The sequence below is a fragment of the Halomonas sp. HL-93 genome (genome assembly GCF_900086985.1).
Classification (GTDB): domain Bacteria; phylum Pseudomonadota; class Gammaproteobacteria; order Pseudomonadales; family Halomonadaceae; genus Vreelandella.
The window spans coordinates 2,231,544-2,252,239 of the sequence record NZ_LT593974.1 but is presented as its reverse complement, the minus strand read 5'-3'; the positions used below and the strand labels follow the sequence as shown (position 1 = coordinate 2,252,239).

Annotated in this window: 20 protein-coding genes and 1 pseudogene; 13 read left to right on the top strand and 8 right to left on the bottom strand. The window is 58.6% G+C overall.

The window, feature by feature from the left end; genetic code table 11:
- Positions 1-31 precede the first annotated feature (31 nt).
- The gene (locus tag GA0071314_RS10435; protein WP_074396581.1) at positions 32-733 is read right to left on the bottom strand and encodes an FMN-dependent NADH-azoreductase; all 702 of its coding nucleotides are present in this window, start codon (positions 731-733) and stop codon (positions 32-34) included.
- A 122-nt stretch (positions 734-855) separates the two neighbouring features.
- On the opposite strand from GA0071314_RS10435, the gene GA0071314_RS10430 reads away from it, so the two are divergent.
- The gene (locus GA0071314_RS10430; RefSeq protein ID WP_074396580.1) at positions 856-1,761 is read left to right on the top strand and encodes a LysR substrate-binding domain-containing protein; all 906 of its coding nucleotides are present in this window, start codon (positions 856-858) and stop codon (positions 1,759-1,761) included.
- Between the two features lie 46 nt (positions 1,762-1,807).
- A complete protein-coding gene (locus tag GA0071314_RS10425; protein ID WP_074396579.1) occupies positions 1,808-2,323 on the top strand; it encodes an MgtC/SapB family protein in 516 nt (171 codons plus the stop codon).
- 124 nt (positions 2,324-2,447) lie between these two features.
- Here GA0071314_RS10425 and GA0071314_RS10420 read toward each other — a convergent pair whose 3' ends face one another.
- The 3 genes from GA0071314_RS10420 to GA0071314_RS10410 all read right to left on the bottom strand — a co-directional run bounded on the left by GA0071314_RS10420 (position 2,448) and on the right by GA0071314_RS10410 (position 5,656).
- Positions 2,448-2,915, bottom strand: a complete 468-nt coding sequence (locus tag GA0071314_RS10420; RefSeq protein ID WP_082934239.1) for a nucleotidyl transferase AbiEii/AbiGii toxin family protein — start codon at positions 2,913-2,915, stop codon at positions 2,448-2,450.
- A 32-nt stretch (positions 2,916-2,947) separates the two neighbouring features.
- Complete coding sequence (locus tag GA0071314_RS10415) at positions 2,948-3,568, bottom strand: type IV toxin-antitoxin system AbiEi family antitoxin domain-containing protein (RefSeq protein ID WP_231896440.1); 621 nt, start codon at positions 3,566-3,568, stop codon at positions 2,948-2,950.
- Between the two features lie 177 nt (positions 3,569-3,745).
- Positions 3,746-5,656, bottom strand: coding sequence for a DNA topoisomerase III (locus GA0071314_RS10410; RefSeq protein WP_074396578.1), 1,911 nt, complete (start codon positions 5,654-5,656; stop codon positions 3,746-3,748).
- A 161-nt stretch (positions 5,657-5,817) separates the two neighbouring features.
- Between GA0071314_RS10410 and GA0071314_RS10405 the strand changes: the two are divergent.
- A pseudogene (locus tag GA0071314_RS10405) lies at positions 5,818-7,064 on the top strand (ABC1 kinase family protein).
- On the opposite strand, the gene GA0071314_RS10400 reads toward GA0071314_RS10405, so the two are convergent.
- The gene (locus GA0071314_RS10400; protein WP_074396577.1) at positions 7,061-7,654 is read right to left on the bottom strand and encodes a GNAT family N-acetyltransferase; all 594 of its coding nucleotides are present in this window, start codon (positions 7,652-7,654) and stop codon (positions 7,061-7,063) included. The pseudogene GA0071314_RS10405 and the gene GA0071314_RS10400 sit on opposite strands and share 4 nt — an antisense overlap.
- Positions 7,655-7,810: 156 nt before the next feature.
- On the opposite strand from GA0071314_RS10400, the gene GA0071314_RS10395 reads away from it, so the two are divergent.
- Positions 7,811-9,640 (top strand): SEC-C domain-containing protein, encoded by a 1,830-nt coding sequence (locus GA0071314_RS10395; RefSeq protein ID WP_074396576.1) that lies wholly within the window; start codon positions 7,811-7,813, stop codon positions 9,638-9,640.
- 3 nt (positions 9,641-9,643) lie between these two features.
- Here GA0071314_RS10395 and GA0071314_RS10390 read toward each other — a convergent pair whose 3' ends face one another.
- Positions 9,644-11,011: an AmpG family muropeptide MFS transporter gene (locus GA0071314_RS10390; protein ID WP_074396575.1), complete on the bottom strand. Its 1,368-nt coding sequence runs from the start codon at positions 11,009-11,011 to the stop codon at positions 9,644-9,646.
- A gap of 98 nt (positions 11,012-11,109) precedes the next feature.
- Here GA0071314_RS10390 and GA0071314_RS10385 point away from each other — a divergent pair, with 98 nt between their 5' ends.
- From GA0071314_RS10385 to mnhG, 8 genes are all read left to right on the top strand, one after another.
- The gene (locus GA0071314_RS10385) at positions 11,110-11,628 is read left to right on the top strand and encodes an FKBP-type peptidyl-prolyl cis-trans isomerase (RefSeq protein ID WP_074396574.1); all 519 of its coding nucleotides are present in this window, start codon (positions 11,110-11,112) and stop codon (positions 11,626-11,628) included.
- Positions 11,629-11,711: 83 nt separating this feature from the next.
- Positions 11,712-14,039, top strand: coding sequence for a putative monovalent cation/H+ antiporter subunit A (locus tag GA0071314_RS10380; protein ID WP_074396573.1), 2,328 nt, complete (start codon positions 11,712-11,714; stop codon positions 14,037-14,039).
- Positions 14,032-14,490 carry a Na+/H+ antiporter subunit B gene (locus GA0071314_RS10375; protein WP_074396572.1) on the top strand — a complete coding sequence of 153 codons (459 nt, stop codon included), beginning with the start codon at positions 14,032-14,034 and terminating at the stop codon, positions 14,488-14,490. The genes GA0071314_RS10380 and GA0071314_RS10375 overlap by 8 nt, the downstream gene beginning before the upstream one ends.
- Entirely contained in the window at positions 14,478-14,825 is a 348-nt protein-coding gene (locus tag GA0071314_RS10370) for a Na+/H+ antiporter subunit C (protein ID WP_074396571.1), read from the top strand. The genes GA0071314_RS10375 and GA0071314_RS10370 overlap by 13 nt, the downstream gene beginning before the upstream one ends.
- Positions 14,822-16,339 carry a Na+/H+ antiporter subunit D gene (locus GA0071314_RS10365; RefSeq protein WP_096298119.1) on the top strand — a complete coding sequence of 506 codons (1,518 nt, stop codon included), beginning with the start codon at positions 14,822-14,824 and terminating at the stop codon, positions 16,337-16,339. Before GA0071314_RS10370 ends, GA0071314_RS10365 begins: the two co-directional genes overlap by 4 nt.
- Positions 16,336-16,809, top strand: a complete 474-nt coding sequence (locus tag GA0071314_RS10360; RefSeq protein WP_074396569.1) for a Na+/H+ antiporter subunit E — start codon at positions 16,336-16,338, stop codon at positions 16,807-16,809. Before GA0071314_RS10365 ends, GA0071314_RS10360 begins: the two co-directional genes overlap by 4 nt.
- 37 nt (positions 16,810-16,846) lie before the next feature.
- Positions 16,847-17,116, top strand: a complete 270-nt coding sequence (locus tag GA0071314_RS10355) for a monovalent cation/H+ antiporter complex subunit F (RefSeq protein WP_074396568.1) — start codon at positions 16,847-16,849, stop codon at positions 17,114-17,116.
- The gene (gene mnhG / locus GA0071314_RS10350) at positions 17,109-17,513 is read left to right on the top strand and encodes a monovalent cation/H(+) antiporter subunit G (RefSeq protein ID WP_074396567.1); all 405 of its coding nucleotides are present in this window, start codon (positions 17,109-17,111) and stop codon (positions 17,511-17,513) included. Before GA0071314_RS10355 ends, mnhG begins: the two co-directional genes overlap by 8 nt.
- Positions 17,514-17,738: 225 nt before the next feature.
- Here the strand turns inward: mnhG and GA0071314_RS10345 are convergent, their stop codons facing one another.
- Positions 17,739-18,287 carry a transglycosylase SLT domain-containing protein gene (locus GA0071314_RS10345; RefSeq protein ID WP_074396566.1) on the bottom strand — a complete coding sequence of 183 codons (549 nt, stop codon included), beginning with the start codon at positions 18,285-18,287 and terminating at the stop codon, positions 17,739-17,741.
- A 49-nt stretch (positions 18,288-18,336) separates the two neighbouring features.
- A complete protein-coding gene (locus GA0071314_RS10340; protein WP_074396565.1) occupies positions 18,337-20,073 on the bottom strand; it encodes a proline--tRNA ligase in 1,737 nt (578 codons plus the stop codon).
- 178 nt (positions 20,074-20,251) lie between these two features.
- Here GA0071314_RS10340 and GA0071314_RS10335 point away from each other — a divergent pair, with 178 nt between their 5' ends.
- On the top strand, positions 20,252-20,686 hold the full coding sequence (locus tag GA0071314_RS10335; protein WP_074396564.1) for a hypothetical protein: 435 nt from the start codon (positions 20,252-20,254) through the stop codon (positions 20,684-20,686).
- Positions 20,687-20,696 lie beyond the last annotated feature (10 nt).

Here is a 20,696-nt window from a genome sequence, read left to right as displayed (position 1 = left end):
CTGTTTACGAGAAGGTGCTTATCTTCTGTATTTAGACGGGTTCGTGGATTGGAGTGGCTTCAAGCGCTTCCTGCATTTCATTGACCAAAGCTTCAATTTTGTGTGCTGCCTCTGCAACAGACGCTTTAAGTAGCTCGCCGCCTGCTTCCTGACCTTCGATCGCAATGGTGTGGATACGGGTAATGCCGATAAACTCAAGCGCTGTGGTCAGGTTTGGCTCCAGGTGGTTCATATGGGCCATTTCACCGCCGGGGTCAAAGCCTATGCCGCCTCTCGCCGTGAGAATAACCGCATGCCTTGGCCGGTCGGCGAGCTTTGGCACATAAGGGTCGGTCGGGTTGCTTTCATCGATATCCACCGTCCTGCCGGGTCGCACCACCTGATCGACCCACGCCTTAAGGGCGGCTGGCATACCGAAATTATAAAGTGGCGTACCGATCACCAAAATATCCGCTGCAATCAACTCATCAACCAACTGATCGCTTTCTGCCAGCGTATCCCTCATCCAGGTTTCTCGCTGCTCTTCAGGCGTAAAAGATGAGGCAATCCAGTCGTGGTTAATAAAAGACGGTGGGTTTTGGCCTATGTCTCGATAAGTGACGGTGTCTTGTGGTCGGCCTGATTGCCACTGACTGACAAACTGACGAGTGAGATTGCGACTGTGCGAGCCATGTTCGTCGGTGCCGGCAAAGCCAGGGCGAGCGCTGGCATCTATTTGCAGTATGTGTGTCATGAAAGTTCTCCTTGTGCGAAGAGTTAAACTCATCTGTAATTAACGACAAACACAGGTTAGCGCTCGGCTATATGAGCGACAAACGACCTTTACTTTCGCTTATAGATGAGGTGAATTCATTCATGAACCATCGGCGTTTACCTTCACTCTCGGCGCTTCGCGCTTTTGAAGCGGCGGCCCGTCATGAAAGTGCCAAGCAGGCTGCTCAGGAGTTGTCGGTAACAGCGACCGCCATCAGTCACCAGATCCGGGGGCTTGAAGAGACGCTGGGCGTTGCCTTGTTTGTACGTAAACCCCGCCAGTTGGCGCTGACGCCCCAGGGGCGTGAGCTACTGCAGGTGCTGGAAACCGCGTTTGATAGCATCAGTCATGTTGTTGAGCAACTGAGCGCAGTGCCCATTCGCCAAACGGCCACACTTTCGACGACGCCAGCCGTTGCAGTGCGCTGGTTGCTGCCCTGGGTATGTTTGCTGCGCGACTCTCATCCAGATATTGATCTGCGTATTCATGCCTCTCATGAGCCGGTAGCGCTAGATGGAGTAACCGCAGATATTGCTATTCGTTATGGTGATGGTCGCTGGCCGGGGCTTATCGCAGAGAAGCTGTTTGATAACACTTTCATTCCAACCTGCAGTCCACACCTTGGATTGCACGATGCAACGCAACTGCCCTTACATCCGTTGATTCATTTTCGTAATGCAGGCGCTGTATCTTCTCCACTGGATTGGGCTGTTTGGCAGAAGTTGGCAAAGGTTCCTGGGCTGGATGTGAGTGCCGGTCTGGTTTTTTCTGACGAAACCCATGCTATTTCAGCCGCCGTCGGTGAGCAGGGCGTGGCGCTAATGAGCCGTCAGTTGATCAAGGATGAGTTGGAGGAGGGGCGCCTAGTGCAACCATTCGGCCCAGAATTTGAAGGTAAACCGTTCTTTCTGGTTTACCCAGAAAGCCGCGAGCACGATCCGACAATTTTGGCTATTCGAGAGTGGGTAATAGCATTGCCTGGAGTGCTAGCGACGTTATCGCACTGACGTGTGGGTATTATGGGCATCAGGCTGAACGCAAAGGAGCAAAAAAATGCAAGAGATCAGTAACATCATAGTCTCCGAGTTTTCGGATTTTAATGACCTGAGTGAATTCGTCATTGTGGTGGTTCGGTTGCTGCTGGCGGCCGTTCTTGGTGGTCTATTGGGGCTCGAGCGAGAGCAGCGAGGCAAGGCTGCTGGAATACGCACCCATATGCTGGTCTGCATGGGGGCTGCTTTATTTATCTTTATTCCTGAACAAGCGGGCATTTCTGATGCAGAAATGAGTCGGGTCATCCAAGGCGTTATTGCGGGCATTGGCTTCCTTTGTGCCGGCACCATCATCACCCGTAAAGATGAAAAAGGTACGTCAGGGCTTACCACGGCGGCTGGGGTTTGGCTAACCGCCGCTATTGGAATAGCCGTAGGCATGGGTCGCGAGCAGACAGCCGTTTTGTGCACGTTGCTGGCCTGGGTAGTGCTTTATGTGGTGCCTTTCTTTTCACGCCCAATCAGCAAGAAAAAGTCTTCACACCCGGGGGATGATGACGATGATTCAGATACTTGATGGTGGCAAACGACTATTGTCGCAATTTAGACACTCTGTCTTGACGTTGGCTTGATAGGGATAATGTACCAATCGTTTTACACGAGTCGACCAATGACCTATTTTCGTTTATTTGCAGCGAACTCTACTGTTCGATGTTGTCTTTGGAAAAACTAGCCATTGGCCTGCCTGTATCCAGTTGCATGGGGATCTTGGCATTGCCGAGGAGGCCCATAAACGTCACTCTAAGTCCCTGATAGTCGGCGTCTTCGGTAATGGCTTCCGCTTTCAGCGTGTTTGGGTCAAAAAGCAAACCGTCATTAACAACCTCCGTGGCGATAACATCACGCACCTTAATTAGAATTGCCTCGGAGTTATTGCTTGTTTGGCCAAGCATATCGATATCCCGTGTCGGCCGAATATCCGGCCCTTGCATCGCCCAAAGCAGTAGGGCCCCCTTAAGCGTAAAGCAGCGTTTATGAGTCGATTGGCTAAGCCGGTAAAGAAAACGCTCCATGGCGTAGTACTGCAGTAACTCCTGAAAGGGACGCTTTTCTTCCCGGGATTTATTCAGCAATTTCTGGCGGACAGAGGCCGTGATGTTTTTGGCCACTATGGACTCCTTTCATAATGTGCGGACTGTATTCACAGCTTGGCTTCTACATAAGGAGCCATGACCTTGGAGATGCGGCAGATTCTGGCGTATTCCATTAGCTTGCCCGGCCTGAAGGTTTTACGCGTGCGGTAGAATTCCAGGGCTTCCAGTACTACATCCATGCCGATGCGGTTGCGGAACTTGAAGCAGTCAGCCAGTGTCTTCTCCGGGTTGTAGACCTGCAGCGTATTACCATCCACCTTTGCGTGCTCAATACCTTCGCTGAATGCCCGCCCGGAGAAACGGTAACCGACCACTGGTGGGTAATCTAGAGCCGGTAGGCGAGCGTCCCGCTCCACTGCGAGATGAACTTTATGGGGGATTTGCGTGGTAATGCCGTGCCAATCGAGAGCGGAAATTAGGCATAGCACTGCTTGGGGAAAGCGCGTGACAGCGGCGACTAGATCCGGGTTTTCGATAGGTGGCAGCTCCGCCAGCCGGTAAAGGCCACGGCTGACAGGCTCTATCAGCCCTTCATCTCGGAGCTGATAGAACTGGTATCGGCTGATGCCCTGAGCCAGCGCCTCACTCAAACGCAGCTGGCCGCCTTGCTGGCGGAACAGGGTTTGGAGGTGCGCCCGGGAAGATCGGGCGATGTCATAGTCAGACAAATCGTCACCACTTATTGGTATCTGGTGACAGTTTGTCTGATTGCTATCACTGATTCAAGCGGGGGCTTTATCGGAGTTGCTTGGCTTGTTGTCTGCGTGATTGGCGGTAATTAGATATCCTGGCTTCCTATGGGAAACGTGCCTGACATCAGGCGAGAAAAGGGGCTACAAGCACCATCAGCGTTGTTTGGCAGGTTTACGTTTCACATTTCCTCTTTGTTTGTTGTTAGTGCCTGCATGCTTAGCCGGGCCACCGGTTTCACCCGGTGCTGTCTGCAGGCTGTGGCGTAATCTGCCCGCGTCGCTGTGCCTAAGTAGGCCACGCAGGTCATCCAGCAATGCCTGCTGAAATGCGTCAGGGTCGTCCTGCTGTTCGGAAATCGCGCGCAGGCGCTGCTCCCATAGCGCGGTGCGCTCCGGCGTGCTGACGGCGCTGGGCAGGGCGGCGATGAGTGCGGTGCCGAGTTTGGTGGCGCGCAGGGCCTTTTGCTTGCGCACCAAATAGCCGCGCTGTACTAGGGTTTCGATAATGCCGGCGCGGGTGGCTTCGGTACCCAGGCCATCGGTATCGCGTAGCGTACGGCGTACTTCCGCGTCGTCCACGTAGCGGCCGATGTTCATCATGGCTTTGATCAGGCTTGCATCGGTGAACGGTTCTGGTGGGCGGGTTTCGCGCTCCTCAACGCCAGCGGCCAGCGCCTGGCAAGGCTCGCCTTGAGTCAGCGGAGGTAGTGGCGGAGTGTCTTCTCGGGTGGTGAATAATGGCTTCCAGCCAGGGTCAAGAATGCTCTGGCCACGAGCGCGGAAGGCCTCGTTAAGCAGCGTAAACTCCGCTTTGACTTCAAAGGTGCGCAGCGGGCGGTAAAACTGCGCCATCACGTTGCGAACTACAAGCCGAAACACATGGCCTTCGGTGGCGGAAAGCTGGCTGAAATCCGCCGGTTTGCCGGTGGGGGCAAGCGCATGATGTGCGCCGACTTGCTTATCGTTCCACGCCTTGGAGCGTAGCGAGAAATCCGCGCCCTTAAGCCACTGCTGCAGCGCTTCATCGTTTTGGCAGGCGCCGCTCAGGCTACGCTGGGCAAGTGTTAGATGCTCTTCGGGGAGGTAGCGGCAGTCGGAGCGCGGGTAGGTAATTAGCTTGTGTTGCTCGTAAAGCCGCTGGCAAATATCCAGCACCATCTGCGCGGAAAGCCCGTGGCGGCGGGCGGCGTCTACCTGCAGCGCGGAAAGCGAGTAGGGTAGCGGCGGTGCCTGGCGCTTTTCTTGTTGATCAAGCTGCGTCAGCGTGCCGTGGGCGTTGGGTAACTGTGCCGCCAGGGCATCGGCAGGTGTGCGGTCAATCAAGCGGCCCTGGTCATCCAGCGGCTGATGCTCCTTGGGTGCCCACCAGGCGCGTAGCTGGCCTTGGGCCACCTTGAGATCAACCCATAGCGGGTAGAACGGGTGGGGCACAAAGTCGCGAATAGCGTTGTCGCGACGCACGATCAGCCCCAATACCGGGGTTTGTACGCGGCCAACGGAAAGCACACCGTCGTGCCCCGCTTGGCGGCCGGTAAGCGTCCAGGCGCGTGTTAAGTTAATGCCGTAGAGCCAGTCAGCGCGCGAACGCGCTTGGGCCGCTTGAAAAAGCGGCTGAAACTCCGTGTTGGGGCGTAATTTCGACAGTGCCCGGCTAACCGCCGGGCGGTTAAGGTCACTAATTAGCAGCCGCTGCACCGGACCCCGGTACTTGAGATGTTCAATCACTTCTTGAACGAGCAACTGGCCTTCTCGGTCCGGGTCACCGGCGTGAACAACCTCACTTGCCTGTTTGATCAGCTTACGAATAACCGCTAACTGGCCACGGGCTTTGGAGCGTGGTGCCAGTTGCCAAGTGGTGGGCACAATAGGCAGGCGATCCAGGCGCCACTGTTTGTCGGCGGGGTCGTAGGCCTCCGGTGCCGCCTGCTCTAGCAGATGGCCTAAACACCAAGTCACGATGGTATCACCGCAGTTAATTGCGCCGTCTTGGCGCTTGGCATTACCGGGAAGCGCCTCGGCAATCGCCCGGGCAAGACTGGGTTTTTCAGCGATAATCAAGCGCATGCGGCTGCCCTTAGCGGTATTAGCGAATGCCTATGGTAGCAGAGCCCAGAGCGGAGTTAGAGGGTGGTTAAAGTGTTGCGCTGGCATTCTTGTGTATAGTTTTTGTATAAAATATTGGGATTGCGTAAGCTGTCTAGCAGATGGTCAACGAGGCGACTTAGATGCGAGATCGCGGTAGAACACGACGTTTAATGGGCCTGGGCGCGCGCACCGGCGGTGCGCTGCTCAAAACCCGCTTGGGCGGCCAGGCAGACTGGCGAGCATTGGGCGAAGCGCTATTTGAAGGGCTTTCCGAGCTGAAGGGCCCGGCCATGAAGCTGGCGCAGATTATGTCCCAGTGGGACGACCTGCTGCCGCCGGATCTTGCCGATGAGCTTTCACGCTTGCAGCGTCAAGCCGAGCCCATGCCCTGGCCACGCATTCGCGAGGCGCTGGTGATGCAGTACGGCGATCTTGAGTCACATTTTCGCGAGATTGAAGAGCGGCCCTTTGCCAGTGCCTCCATGGGGCAGGTGCATAAAGCCGTAACCCAGGCCGGCGAAACAGTGGTGCTTAAGGTGCAATACCCCGGTCTGTCCGACGTACTGGAAAGCGATTTAAAGCAGGTAAGACGCATCATGGGGTTGGGGCGTTGGTTCAAGGTGCCCCAGGCCCGCCTTGATGCGCTGTTTGAAGAGTTGGCCTCGGGGCTTCGTGACGAGCTTGACTATCGCGCTGAAGCAGACGCCATGGCCCGCTACCGCGAGCGCTATCAGCATGATGAACGCTTAGTGATTCCCGAGCCGCTGTTCGAGCTTTCCGGCCAGCATGTGCTGGCGATGCGATTTGTGGGGGGACGCCGCTGCGTGAGTTGGAAAGCGTTGACGATGACACTCGTCAAAGAGTCGCCGTGGCGCTGGCAGACTGGATTACCGAAGAGCTGTTTACCCACGGCGAACTCCACGCTGATCCTCACGCGGGTAACTTTGCTGCCGATGAGCAGGGGCGGCTGGTGATTTATGACTTTGGCGCGGTGATCCCGGTGCCGGAGGCGCGTCTGAAGGCCATGATGCTGCTACTCGATGCGACGCTTGCTCACGATCCTATGGCAATGGACGAGGCGCTGATAAAGATGGGGGGGCGACAAGGGCAGGGCGCGCCGCTGTCGCTTTATCGCGAATCTGCCGAATGCGTGGCCCCGCTGTTTGCGCCCGGCGAGCAGGATTTCAGCGACGTGCGGGTTCACCGCCGTCTTCGTGAGCTGACGCCCAAGGTATGGGGTGCCATGGATCGGCTGCAGCCTCCCGCCGATACGCTGTTGCTTTCCAGAGCGCTTAACGGCCACTACTGGAATTTGGTGCGTTTGCAGGCGCGGTTGAATATGCACTCACGGACGACCCCATTACTTGAATGGGCACGCAAGATTTAAACCAGCGTTTTCAGCCAGAACACCATTGTCTTGTGGCTCTCTGCGTCTTCGCCGATATCTTTCCAGGCGAAAGTGGTCGTCAGCTCGCCGTGGCGTTGGTAACCCTGGGCATGCCAAAAACCGTGCAGCGGACGGTAGTCGGCTGGTTCCAGAGGGTGGCCGCTTGGCCGCTCAACGGCGCAAAAAGCCGCTATATCAAAACCCTGCTGCTGGGCATGCGCTTCGCGCTCCGCCATAAAGCGCTTGCCGATACCGCGGCCGCGGTAGTCGTGAAGCAGCACCGATTCGCCGTAGTAAAACACCCGCTTGGGGGCGATGCCGTTAGACTCAAACGGGCGGCGAAAATCATCGACTTCATCTGCTAAGGGTTGCCCTGTGGCCGCCCCTACCAGCGTGTCACCGTCGAAGGCCAGGACGAAAAGGCTAGCGGGATTATCCGCGTAGCGGCCTAGGTAGTCCGCCTCGTAGCCGAGATCGCCGTCGTAAAGGTAGGGGAAGTCACGAAACACCTCAATGCGTAGCCGGGCAAGTGCCTGCAAGTTTGGCGCTATCGCGTGGCCTTGACAGATAGTGAAGGTCAGTTCGTTCATGGCATTGCTCTGCTGATTTAAACGCGGTGCGGTTCAGTTAATACGCCGCACTCTAACAGCCCCTCACTATGTCGCCAATCCGGTCTGCGTGCACCCTCTTGGTCATGCTAAACTATGTCGCTTTTGAACATGGTCTTTTAATAAGTGGAGACGGCAATGCTGGCGGTATGGGTCGATCAGCTGCTGGGATTTGCCTCCGGGGCACTCGCGGCAATTAGGCAACAAGAACACTATCCCGATTTTATGACCTGGGTACGTGCCGAGGGTGCTGGGTTTTTTAATGATGACCTGGCAACCGCTCAGGCGCTTGCCCCCATTTTGTGGTCCCAAACTCCGCTGGAGCGGCTGGATTTCGCCTGTGAACCCCTGGCCACGCCGGGCCGCAACGAGCCCTGCTGGTGCGATTCCGGGCGCAAGTTCAAGCAGTGCTGCTCGCAGGTCGAGTTTCCCACTGAAATCCCCGAACAAATGATGTGGATGCTGTCGCTGCGCGAATGGAAAGGCGCAACGCTAAAAGCGGCGTTAAACAGCCAGCGAGCGCTTCCGCAAGCGCTATTGGAAGCCGGGTTGATAGCCGCTGAAAGTGGTCAAAGCGGCCGCGCCATGCAGATTCTTGAATCGCTGTTCGATGGCAGTGATTGGTCGCGACTACCCGAGCAGGCGGAGCCCGCGTTTGAAATTCTGCTGGATATCTATCAAGAACGCGGTTTTACCCGCAAGCGCGCCGACCTGCTGGATGACGTCCTGGAGCGCGGGCCGATTTTTCTAAGAGGCGTAGCGCTTGAGCGTCTGTGTCTTATGCACTTGGATAACGACGATCTGGACAGCGCCCGGGGGGCGTTCGTCAAAGCTCAGCAAGCGCTGCCGGACTCACCCACGCTGGCGTATATCGAAGCCATGCTGTTGCTTCACGAAGGCCACGAGCGGGAAGCCAAAGAGCGCGCCAACTTCTGGTATCGCCGCTTGGTCCGGCAGGGTGATCTCGACGATGAGCAGTTGGACTTCCTGGCGGCATTGGCGGATAACCCAGGCGCCACACTGGCGGATCAGCTGCTCAGCGCCGAAGAAGACCTGGCAACGCCGCTAATTTCGTTGCAGGCATTGCTCGCTGCGTTACCCGTCGCGCCGAAGATTGCCATCAACACGGAGGCTGACACGGGGCATTTGCAGTATCACACCAGCGCTCGCGAACAAACCCTGTTTGCCGCCTGGCACGAGCAATTTAAGGTGCTGGTCGATGAAGATATCGCCTTGGGGTTTCGTGATGACCCCTGGGGTAACGCGGTGGAATGGATGTCGGCGCTTTGCGCGCACCCCGAATGGCTTGATGCCCCGCAAGTGGTGCAGGACTTAACGATGGCGCTTACCAGCCGCTTTGGCAGTCTGCCTTGGATGGCCCCCAGCTTACTCGCCCCGCTGGCCAATCGCCTGTCACGTTGGCTGGCCCAAGCGCGTGCTGAAGGAGAGGGCAGCCTGCGCTGGGACGATGCCGATAATGCCATGCTGTTGCGCACCGGCTTGGCCCTGGTTGTCGGCATGGAGCGAGGTGCTCGCCAGCATTCACGTGAACTTGCCGAAGAACTCCTGGCGATTGACCAGGAGGATAGCCTTGGCTTGCGCGAACTGGTGCTGGATCAGTTATTGCGTGATGACCGCAACGAAGAGGCGCTGGCCCTGTCCGAGCAACCTGTTGACGATGGCTCGCAGATACTAGGGCTGCTCATGGGCCGCACATTGGCGCTTTATCGGCTGGCTGACCACGAGGCGGCAGAGCGTTCTCTAAGCGAGGTGATCGCCCATAACCGCCATGCGTTAGAGATGATTTGTGCCGAGAATCCCCGGCCTGTCATGCCCTATGCGGATGGCCAGGTTGACCCTGGCTCGCGTGCCGAAGCGTGGCAGTATCGCACGCTAATGCGTGATCAATGGCGTACCACGCAGGGAGCGTTGGACTGGCTCGACGCTCATCGTCCCAAGAGTCGCTGAGCGTTAGCGGGCGGCAGTTTGAGGTGCGGGCACTATCTGCTTGTCGCGGTTGATCCAGATAGCCAACGCAATGGCCGGCAGGCCTAGCAGGGTGGCCACGACAAAAAAGCTGGCATACCCCTGGGCGCTGACCACTATTCCGCCAAAACCGCTGAGAAACTTACCGGGTAGCGTCATTAATGAGGAAAAAAGCGCGTACTGGGTAGCGGTGTAGGCCCGTGAGGTGAGGCTGGAAAGAAACGCGATAAACACCGCGCTGGCCAAGCCGTTGGCCAGGTTATCGCCGGTAATCGTGAGTACCAGCATGGGCAACTGATTACCGATCAGCGCCAGGGCCGCGAACAATAGGTTAGTGACCATCACAATCCCCGCGCCGAAGATCAGCAGCGGGCCAATGCCATACCGCGCCACCAGCAAGCCGCCGAGTATGCCCCCGGTAATGCTCATTGCAATACCAAAGACGTTAGTGACGTTGGCAATGGTTTCCAGCGAAAATCCTAGGTCGATATATAGCGGGTTGGCCATCGAGGCCATGGCCAAGTCGCTGATCCGAAATACACCGATGAAAACCAGCAACCACAGCGCTTTAACGCCATAGCGGGTGAAAAAGTCGGTGAACGGGCAGACAATCGCGCCGATCACCCAGGCACCCACGCGGCGAAGGAGTTTGGGTTGGCCGCGGCTGGCGCGGATAAAGGCACGAACTTTGGGCTCGTGAATTAACTGCACGGCTAACGAGGTGCGTTTGGGTTCTGGACGTATCAGTACCGTGATCACGCCAACGCCAACCAGTGCCGCCATGGTGAGGTAAGCCACCTGCCACGATACGGCTGAGGCGACATAAAGCGCCAGCGCCCCGGCGGCAATCAACCCGCCGCGGTAGCCAATAATATACGTTGAGGCCATCGCTGCCTGAATATCATCGTCGGCAGATTCAATGCGGAAGGCGTCGATGGCAATGTCCTGGGTGGCTGACCCAAAAGCGACGAGTAGTGCAAATGCGGCTACCCAGCCCAGGTTACCTGCGGGGCTTAAGCCTGCTAGACCAATGAGACCAGCGGCAATCATTCCCTGGGCCAACAACATCCAGCCGCGTCGTTGGCCGAAATGGCGGGTTAGCACTGGCAGGGCTAAACGGTCGACCACTGGGGACCAGAAAAACTTGATCGAATAAAGCATCCCGATCCAGGCAAAAAAGCCAATCGCCGCCACCTCTACGCCATCGCTGCGTAACCAGGCGGAGAGCGTGGAGAACACCAATAAAAAGGGCAGCCCGGCAGAGAATCCCAAAAACAACATGGTAATAACCGGTGCGCGCAGATAAATCGCCAGAGCAGCGCGCCAACTGCGCTGGGGAGTAGGGATGGGCATACAGTGCGACTCCTGGGTAAGACGGTGACAACGGCCTAATGATAAGCTATGCCCACGCTTGGACACACAGCTAACAGCTTACCGGAGAGGAGTTTTGTATGTCGATTTCAGCCCAGCGGGTGGTCACCCTGCATTATCGTTTGAAAGACGTTCTGAGCGATGGTGGCGAGCAACTGCTGGATGATTCCCAGGCGCGGGATAAACCGCTTGAGTATTTGCACGGTCACGACAATATTTTGCCGGGGCTTGAGCAGGCTTTGGAAGGCCAGGAAGCAGGCGCCGAGCTTGGCGTGACGCTTGCCCCGGCGGACGCTTACGGGGTTTATAGCGAGGCGTTGGTGCAAACGGTAAGCCGGGCCTCGTTTGGCAGCGCCGAGCTTAGCGTTGGCGACCGTTTTCAAACCGAAGGTGAAGCCGGACCCCAGGTCGTTACCGTGCTCAACGTAGACGGAGACAGCGTGACCGTGGATACCAATCACCCGCTGGCAGGCCACACGTTGCGCTATCAGGTTAAGGTGTTGACCATACGCGAGGCGACTCGGGCAGAGCTTGCCAAAGGCCATCCACTGCCGCCGGGCACCGAACCCAGCAAGGTAGAAGATCGCAAAGTGCTTTAGCAACCGTTGATTGGCTAGCCAGCGCTGACTGGTTTACAGTTTGCTCTGTAAACCTGGGGCGATGACACAGGAGATACCGCCGGATGCAACTTGCCTTATTGATGGGATTTTTGCTGGCGGCGATAGCCCCGCTGTTGCATCGCTGGTTCGGTGGCCACACGGCACGTGTGATGGCGGCGTATCCCGCCTTTCTGGCCGTCTGGTTGCTGGGCCTGGCACCCGAGATACTGGCCGGCGAGTCGCTGCTGCTGGAGTGGGCATGGGTGCCGGGGCTCGACATCAGCCTGACCTTCTTCATCGACGGGCTGTCTTGGCTGTTTGCCATGCTGATCACCGTGATCGGCGCCTTGGTGCTGGTCTACGCGGGGGAGTACCTGCGCGGCCATCGCGATCTTGCCCGTTTCCTGGTGATTATCACCGCCTTTATGATGTCGATGCTCGGCCTGGTGCTGGCCGACAACCTGGTGACGCTGTTCGTCTTCTGGGAGCTCACCAGTATCACGTCTTACCTGCTGATCGGGTTCAACCACACCGACCCGGAGGCCAGAAAATCGGCATTGCAGGGACTGTTCGTTACTGCGGGCGGGGGGCTGGCGCTGCTTGCCGGCTTTGCCATGCTGGGGGTGGCTGGCGATAGCTGGTCACTCGTTGAGCTCAACACCCAAGGGGAGGCGCTGCGCGAACATGCCCTCTACGCGCCGCTGCTGGTCTGCATATTGCTGGGCGCTTTCACCAAGTCGGCCCAGTTCCCTTTCCATTTCTGGTTGCCCAATGCCATGGCGGCGCCCACGCCGGTCTCCGCCTATCTGCACTCGGCGACCATGGTCAAGGCGGGCGTCTACCTGCTGGCGCGCCTGCATCCCTCGCTGGGCGGCACCGAGCCCTGGGTGATCACCCTGTCGCTGGTGGGTGCGCTGACCATGGCCACTGGGGCCTTCCTGGCCATCCAGCACACCAATATCAAGAAGTTGCTGGCCTATTCCACGGTGATGGCGCTGGGCACGCTGACCATGCTGCTGGGCATCGGCACCGAGTACGCCCTGACCGCCTTCGTGGTTTTCCTGCTTGCCCACTCGCTCTACAAGGGCGCGCTGTTCATGGTCGCCGGCATCCTCGACCACGAGACCGGCACCAAGGACGTTACCGCCATGGGGGGCCTGCGCCAGTTAATGCCGCGCACCGCCGTGGTCGCCGCGGTGGCGGCAGTGTCCCTGGCGGGCCTGCCGCCGTTGCTTGGCTTCCTGGGCAAGGAATTAATGTTCGAGTCGGTGCTTGAGGCCGAGGCGTGGCGCTGGGTGATCCTGCTGTTGGCCTTCACAGCGGCCTTCCTGACGCTTGCAGTGGCGGCCATCGTGGTGCTGCGCCCCTTTGCCGGAGAGCGTCGCGAGACGCCCAACGCGCCCCATGACCCACCCCTGGGCATGCTTGTCGGGCCGGCGCTGTTGGCCGGGCTGTCGCTGGTTTTCGGCCTGGCCCCGAGCCTGCTGGACGACTTGGTATCGGCCACCGCCTCTGGGGTCAGTGCCAGCGAAGTGTCGGCGCATCTGGCACTGTGGCACGGGGTTAATCTTCCGTTGGTGCTGTCACTAGTCAGCCTCGCCCTGGGTATTCTGGTATTCCGCCGCTGGGATTGGGTGCGCGCCGTCCTGGCACGGCTGGATCCGCTCATGGCCCGGGGCCCGGAAGCCGGCTATGAGGCCATGATGCGTGGCCTGGTGTCGGTCGCAGAATGGCAGACGCGGATACTGCAGAACGGCTATATCCGCAACTATCTAGTGATGACGCTGCTAGTACTGTTGGGCCTGGTGGGACATGCGCTGTTCTTCCGACACTCGCCAAGTTTTCCCTTCTCGGTGGACGCCTATTTCCATGAGGTGGTGACGGCTGGCCTGATGGTGGCCGGGGCGGTGGCGGCCTGTGTTATGCGCTCTCGCCTGGCCGCGGTGGCCGCGGTGGGCATCATGGGCTTTTCCATCGCCCTGACCTTCGTGCTGTTTAGCGCGCCGGACCTGGCTATCACTCAACTGCTGGTGGAGACCCTGACGGTCATTCTGCTGGTCTTGGTGCTATTTCGCCTGCCGCGCTTCGCCACTTTTTCCACCACGCTGGAGCGCCTACGAGATTTGGTGGTGGCCTGCCTGATGGGCACCATGGTCACCTTGCTGATGCTCTCGGTGCTGGGCGGCGAGCGGCTGCCGAGGATCTCTGACTACATGGTGGAGAACAGCCAGCCGTTGGGCCATGGCCACAACATCGTCAACGTCATCCTGGTGGACTTCCGGGCGCTGGACACCCTGGGGGAGATGTTCGTGTTGGCCCTCGCGGCCATCGGGGTCTATGCCATGATGCGCTTTCACGCCGTGGAATACGACGCCAAGCCCTCGGCCCCGCCGGAGAGATACGATGATTAGACCGGGCACCCTGATCCTCAGCGTCGCCGCGCGGCTGCTGCTGCCGTTGCAGTTGCTGTTCTCGCTGTTCCTGCTGCTGCGTGGCCATGACGAGCCGGGAGGCGGATTCATCGCCGGCCTGGTGGCGTCGGGGGCCTTCGCGCTCTACCTCTTTGCCTTCGGGCCTCGGGCGATGCACGCCATGCTCAAGGTCTCGCCGCGTGATCTGATCGGCATGGGCCTGCTTTTAGGGGTGCTATCGACATTGCCTGCCTGGTGGGTCGGCGATCCCTTCTTTACCTCCCAGTGGTGGACCATCCCGATTATCGACTTCAAGGCTTCGACGCCGCTGATCTTCGACATCGGTGTCTACTTGGTGGTGCTGGGCTCGGTGCTCACCGCTATCACCGCCCTGACCAAGACCGACCACGAGGATAAACCCGACAAGGAGGAGGTAACATGGAACCCTTGATGGCTGTGACCATTGGCATCCTGTTCGCCGCCGCCATCTACATGATGCTGCGCCGTTCCATCGTCAAGCTGGTGATCGGCCTGATGTTGCTCTCCAACGCCGCCAACCTGTTGATTTTCGTCACCGCAGGGATGACCCGCGGGGCGCCGCCGCTGGTGCCCCTGGGCATGAGCGCCCCCGAGGGGGCGGTCGCCGACCCGCTGCCCCAGGCCTTGGTGCTCACCGCCATCGTTATTGCCTTCGGCGTGCTGTCTTTCGCGGTGGTACTGGTGCGGCGTGCCTGGGAGATCGTTCGCGCCGATGACCTCGATAAGATGAAGGATACCGACACGTGATGCCTCAGATCGCGCTGCCAATCCTGATCCCGTTGTTGGCTGGTGCCGTTTCGCTGATGTTCTGGCGTTCCCGCGGCATGCAACGCTTCGTCGCCGTGGTCGGTACCGGTAGCCTGCTGCTCACCGCCATTTGGTTGCTCGCCACGGTGAATCGCGACGGCATCCTGGTGATGCACATGGGCGATTGGCAGGCACCCTTCGGCATTAGCCTGGTGGCCGATCTGTTGGGCGCCATCATGGTGTTGCTCACCGGCATCATCGGCTTCGCTGTGGCGCTTTATTCCCTAGCCACTACCAGTCGAGGCCACGAGGCCTATGGCTACTTTCCGCTGATGCATCTGCTGTTGGCTGGAGTGGCCGGTGCTTTCCTCACCGGCGACATCTTTAACCTCTACGTCTGGTTCGAAGTGATGCTGGTGGCTTCCTTCGCGCTGCTGATCCTCGGTAGCGAGAAGGCGCAGATGGAGGGCGCGATCAAGTACGTGACCCTCAATCTGCTTTCCTCGGTGATCTTCCTGGTTGCCGTGGGCCTGCTCTACGGTATGGTCGGCACCCTCAACATGGCGGACATCGCCCGGCGCCTCGCCACGCTGGAAGATACTGGCATGATTGATGTACTGGCGATGATGTTCATGGTCGCTTTCGGCATCAAGGCGGCGGCTTTCCCGCTGTTCTTCTGGCTGCCGGCCTCCTACCATACGCCGCCGGTGGCGGTCTCGGCGCTGTTCGCCGGGTTGCTCACCAAGGTGGGGGTTTACGCGCTGTACCGGGTGTTCACGCTGATCTTTAACCAGAACCCCGGCTATACCCATGAGATACTGCTATGGGGTGCGGGGCTGACCATGCTCTCCGGGGTGCTCGGCGCGGCAGCCCAGTACGAGTTCCGGCGCATTCTGTCGTTCCACATCGTCAGCCAGATTGGCTACATGATCCTGGGCCTTGCGTTGTTCACGCCCTTGGCGATCATCGGCGGGGTCTTCTACATCATGCACCACATCATTGTGAAGACTAACCTCTTCTTGGTCAGCGGTATTGTGCGTCGCTTGCGCGGGACCTACCAGCTCAAGCAATTGGGGGGGCTGTATCGCAGCCATCCCTGGCTGGCCGTGCTGTTCCTGATCCCGGCCTTATCGCTTGCCGGGGTGCCGCCGTTGTCCGGCTTCTTCGCCAAGTTCATCGTCATCCGCGCGGGCGTCGAGGCCGAAGCCTGGGGCGTGACTTTCATCGCCTTGTTGGTCGGCTTGCTGACCCTCTATTCGATGATCAAGATTTGGGTCGAAGTGTTCTGGAAGGATGCCCCGGAGGAAGGCGAGGTCGATCCCTATCCGCCGGTTGGCCAGCGTGAGATGTGGCTGATGACTGCGCCGGTAGTGGGGCTGGCGCTGTGCACGCTGCTCATCGGTCTAAACGCTGAACCCATCTATTCCCTGGCCGAGGCCTCGGCGACCGAGCTGCTCGATCCGTCTCGCTACATCGAGGCGGTGCTGGGCGAAGGCGAGGAGGTGATACCATGATCGGTGCTGCCTGGAACCTGCTGCTGGGTTTCGCCTGGGTGGTGCTTACCGGCGACTTCAGCGGAGGCAACCTGCTTGCGGGCCTGCTTTTCGGCTATCTGGTGCTGGCGTTGATCCAGCCCCAGGTGCCGGCCCTGGCCGGCCATGCCCAGCGCCTGCCGCGGCTGATTCTGTTCATCGGCTTCTTCCTCAAGGAATTGGTGCTGGCCAACTTCAAGGTGGCCTTCGATATTATCACGCCGCCCTGGTACATGAAGCCGGGTGTGATCGCCATGCCGCTCAAGGCGAGCAGCGAGTTCGAGATCGCCTTCGTCGCCAACCTCATCTCGTTGACGCCGGGAACCTTGAGCCTGGACGTCTCCGACGACCGCCGGGTGCTCTACATCCACGCCATGTTTCTCGACGACGAGGATGAGCTGCGCCGCGGCCTGGCCGAGCTCGAGCGCCGGGCCCTGGAGCTGTTCCATTGAGCGTTCTGCTGAGATTGCCATTGAGAGGAGGTGAGCCGTGTCGACTGTCATTCAACTGAGCCTGGCGCTTATGTGTATTGCCTTGTGCCTAGCCTTCGTGCGCCTGTTCAAGGGCCCCAGCCTGCCCGACCGGGTGGTGGCTCTCGAGCTCTTCTCGTCGATCTTGGTCGGCACCATCGGCCTGGTGGCCATCGCCACCAACGTGCCCAGCCTGCTGGACGTGGCCATCGTCATGGCGCTGATGGCCTTCATGGCGGCCATCGGCTTCGCGCGCTTCCTGGAACAAGGAGGGCCCCGCGATGATTGAACTGATCAAGGGCGGGCTGATACTGGTTGGCTCCATCTTCATGTTCCTGGCCGCTCTGGGTCTGGTGCGCATGCCTGACCTGCTGACGCGCATGCATGCCACCACCAAGGCGGCGACCCTGGGCGCTACTCTGATCATGCTGGCGGTGGCCCTGCACTTCGCCGAGGTGGCGGTGGTCGCACGCGCCTTTGGGGTAATCTTCTTCATCATGATGACCGCTCCCGTTGCTGCCCATGTGATTGGCAGGGCAGGCTATTTTGTAGGGACGCACCTGTGGAGCGGCACGATCAAGGACGAGTTGAGACCCAATTACGACCCTTTGACCCATGAATTGAAAAGTGGCCTCGAAACCCAGGAAAACGCCAAACATCATCCCCGTGAGACCGACCCGGATTAAGCCTGTCAGGCCACTAACGCTCGATAGTTTAACGAGTTAATAGCCGTTGAAGATTAAATTAATTTAGGAAATGGTGCAGCTGAATCATCGTTAACTATTCGGACGCCATTGCTATGGCTGCTGCCGATAAAGCGTCTGGCTCAGATGTTATCTCCGATTGTTGCTGACACTGTCAATTTGCACTTTGCAGGGTGCTAACGCACTGCATTTTTTAAGTTTTCCATTTTAACGCCAGTGATCACGCCAGGTATGCAGGACCCGCTCGGGATACCAGGTTTCGCCTAAACTGCCGTTGTATCGTGCCAGCGCTCGGGTGAAGTCACCCTGCTCTACGGCGAGGTAGTGGGCCAGAATGGTACAGCCGTAGCGCAGGTTACGCGTTGGCTGGCTCAGGTCATCCATTGGCAAGCCCAACTCTTCTACCCAAAACGGCATGATCTGCATCAACCCCACGGCCCCAGCCGACGACACGGCGTCAACGCTGAATGCGCTTTCTACATGGATTAAGGCCAGCACCACCTCGGGCGGCAGTCCGGCAAGGCGGGCTTCTTGATATATCTGGGTTAATAGCTCTCGGCGCTTGGCTGGGTCGTTGATGAACGTGGACAATGGTGTATCCATGCGCTTACGCCATTGGCGCATCAGCCACTGTTGTTGAGGTGTTTGTTGGCGCTGGTGGGTATCGGCCAATGTAGGGCGAAGTGACGTAGGCAGCGACTCGGCCTGCGTTACCGGAATAAGCAAAAAGGCGCTGGCGGCCAAATAGCCCGCCATTAGCTGTCGCGCCAGGGCACTCGCTGCCTTGGCGCGGCAGGTGGGGCTGTTACGGGGTGGTGGGCGCAAGGCCGGCCTTTTCACGTAGGAACTCAATAATCTGCTCGGCCGGTACCATGGTGGCGTCGCTGTCCCGGCGGCCCTTGTACTCCAGCTCGCCGTTGTCCAGGCTGCGGTCGCCAATGACCAGGCGATGCGGTACGCCCATCAGCTCCAGATCAGCAAATTTAACGCCCGGGCGCGTATCGCGGTCATCCAGCAACACATCAAGCCCTGCATTGCTAAGCGCTTGGTAGAGGCGCTCGGACTCTTCACGTACGCGTTGTGATTTGTGCGCGTTCATCGGCACCAGGGCAACGTGGAAAGGCGCCAGGGCATTGGGCCAGATAATCCCAGCCTCGTCGTGGTTCTGCTCGATGGCGGCGGCAACCACACGGGTAACACCAATACCGTAGCAACCCATCCAGGGGTGGCTGGTCTTGCCGTTATCACCCAGGACGTTGGCGTTCATGGCCTCGGAGTACTTCTTGCCGAGTTGGAACACGTGGCCGACTTCAATGCCGCGTTTGATCGAAAGCGTGCCGTGACCGTCGGGAGACGGGTCGCCCTCGACCACGTTACGCAGGTCGGCGATGGTCGGTAGTGGCGCATCGCGCTCCCAGTTGATGCCGAAGTAGTGCTTGTCTTCAATGTTGGCGCCGGCGCCGAAGTCGCTCATCAGGGCGACGCTGCGGTCGATAATGATCGGCAGCTTCAGTCCTACCGGGCCAAGCGAGCCGGGGCCTGCGCCAATGGCCGCGCGAATTTCCTCTTCAGTGGCCATAGTCAGCGGGCTCGCCACCTGGGGCAGGTTTTCCGCTTTGACTTCATTGAGTTCGTGGTCGCCGCGCACCAGTAAGGCGATCAGATCATCATCCGTACCCTTGACGATCAGGGTTTTAACGGTCTTCTCGATGGCCAGGCCGAACTGCTGGACCAGTGCCGCGATGGTTTTGGCATCGGGGGTATCGACCAGTCGCATGTCTTCCTGGGGCGCGGCCCGGGTCGCATCGCTGCCCAGCGGCGCCGGCAAGGCTTCAGCTTTCTCGATGTTGGCGGCGTAGTCCGAGGCGTTGGAGAAGACAATATCGTCTTCCCCTGAGTCGGCCAGCACGTGGAATTCATGCGAGCCCGTACCGCCAATCGAGCCGTTGTCAGCAATCACCGGCCGGAAGTCTAGACCCAGGCGGGTAAAGATACGCGTGTAGGCATCGTACATCGCCTGGTAGGTGTCTTTTAAAGAGGCCTCGTCCAGGTGAAACGAATAGGCATCTTTCATGATGAATTCCCGCGAGCGCATCACTCCAAAGCGCGGACGAATCTCGTCTCGGAACTTGGTCTGAATCTGGTAGAAATTGACCGGCAGCTGTTTGTAGCTGGCGATCTCTTTACGTACCAGGTCGGTAATCACCTCTTCGTGGGTCGGGCCGACACAGTAATCGCGTGCGTGGCGATCTTTTAGGCGTAAAAGCTCAGGACCGTACTGTTCCCAACGACCTGACTCCTGCCACAGCTCTGCGGGTTGCACGGCGGGCATCAACACTTCTTGGGCACCGGCGCGATTCATCTCCTCACGTACGATGGTTTCCACTTTACGCAGCGTGCGCAACCCCATCGGCAACCAGGTGTACAGACCCGAAGTGAGGCGGCGGATCATGCCCGCGCGCAGCATGAGTTGGTGGCTGATCACCTCGGCATCTGCCGGGGTTTCTTTTAAGGTGGCAATGAGTAGTTGGCTGGCGCGCATGGGCGAGAGCATTCCTTGGTGAAGGGGTGGACCCGTTATCGTTCGTGTGGGCATTGTAAGGCCAAGCGAGTAAGGCGGCAAAACTGTCCGACTCGAAGAGCGCTGACGTTATAGTTGGGTATGCTAAACTCATCGCGTTTTAACCCTACATAAAACGATTATTAACGGGGAGACCTGCATGCAACGCACAGTCAATCATTGGTTAAAAGGGGCCGTCATCGGCGCAGCAGTAATTGCTATTAGCGGCTGCGGGACAATTTTTCATCCAGAACGCAAAGGCCAGTTGGGCGGCGATATTGACCCTGCCATAGCCGTGGCCAATGGCGTTGGGCTGCTTTTCTTTATCGTGCCGGGCGTGATCGCCTACGCTGTGGATTTCTCTAACGGCACGATCTATCTACCCAGCCAGACAAGCAGTGATATTGACATGCAGCCTCTGGATGAAAATATCGATGTCGCTGCGCTTGAAAAACTGCTTTCCGAGCGAGTGGGGGAGCCGGTCACGCTAGACAGCGAGCTGGTAAAGGTTGAAGAAGTGGAAAGCTTGGATGAAGCCTTGGCGATGGTGCGCATGTCTGGTGTCAGAGACCAGGATCGTATAGCCACCATGTAAGATGCCCTAC

What these genes read in the sequence shown, in the direction of transcription:
- GA0071314_RS10435 (WP_074396581.1), bottom strand. Translation starts at nt 733, where the DNA reads ATGACACACATACTGCAAATAGATGCCAGCGCTCGCCCTGGCTTTGCC.
- GA0071314_RS10430 (WP_074396580.1), top strand. Translation starts at nt 856, where the DNA reads ATGAACCATCGGCGTTTACCTTCACTCTCGGCGCTTCGCGCTTTTGAA.
- GA0071314_RS10425 (WP_074396579.1), top strand. Translation starts at nt 1,808, where the DNA reads ATGCAAGAGATCAGTAACATCATAGTCTCCGAGTTTTCGGATTTTAAT.
- GA0071314_RS10410 (WP_074396578.1), bottom strand. Translation starts at nt 5,656, where the DNA reads ATGCGCTTGATTATCGCTGAAAAACCCAGTCTTGCCCGGGCGATTGCC.
- GA0071314_RS10400 (WP_074396577.1), bottom strand. Translation starts at nt 7,654, where the DNA reads ATGAACGAACTGACCTTCACTATCTGTCAAGGCCACGCGATAGCGCCA.
- GA0071314_RS10395 (WP_074396576.1), top strand. Translation starts at nt 7,811, where the DNA reads ATGCTGGCGGTATGGGTCGATCAGCTGCTGGGATTTGCCTCCGGGGCA.
- GA0071314_RS10390 (WP_074396575.1), bottom strand. Translation starts at nt 11,011, where the DNA reads ATGCCCATCCCTACTCCCCAGCGCAGTTGGCGCGCTGCTCTGGCGATT.
- GA0071314_RS10385 (WP_074396574.1), top strand. Translation starts at nt 11,110, where the DNA reads ATGTCGATTTCAGCCCAGCGGGTGGTCACCCTGCATTATCGTTTGAAA.
- GA0071314_RS10380 (WP_074396573.1), top strand. Translation starts at nt 11,712, where the DNA reads ATGCAACTTGCCTTATTGATGGGATTTTTGCTGGCGGCGATAGCCCCG.
- GA0071314_RS10375 (WP_074396572.1), top strand. Translation starts at nt 14,032, where the DNA reads ATGATTAGACCGGGCACCCTGATCCTCAGCGTCGCCGCGCGGCTGCTG.
- GA0071314_RS10370 (WP_074396571.1), top strand. Translation starts at nt 14,478, where the DNA reads ATGGAACCCTTGATGGCTGTGACCATTGGCATCCTGTTCGCCGCCGCC.
- GA0071314_RS10360 (WP_074396569.1), top strand. Translation starts at nt 16,336, where the DNA reads ATGATCGGTGCTGCCTGGAACCTGCTGCTGGGTTTCGCCTGGGTGGTG.
- mnhG (WP_074396567.1), top strand. Translation starts at nt 17,109, where the DNA reads ATGATTGAACTGATCAAGGGCGGGCTGATACTGGTTGGCTCCATCTTC.
- GA0071314_RS10345 (WP_074396566.1), bottom strand. Translation starts at nt 18,287, where the DNA reads ATGGCGGGCTATTTGGCCGCCAGCGCCTTTTTGCTTATTCCGGTAACG.
- GA0071314_RS10340 (WP_074396565.1), bottom strand. Translation starts at nt 20,073, where the DNA reads ATGCGCGCCAGCCAACTACTCATTGCCACCTTAAAAGAAACCCCGGCA.
- GA0071314_RS10335 (WP_074396564.1), top strand. Translation starts at nt 20,252, where the DNA reads ATGCAACGCACAGTCAATCATTGGTTAAAAGGGGCCGTCATCGGCGCA.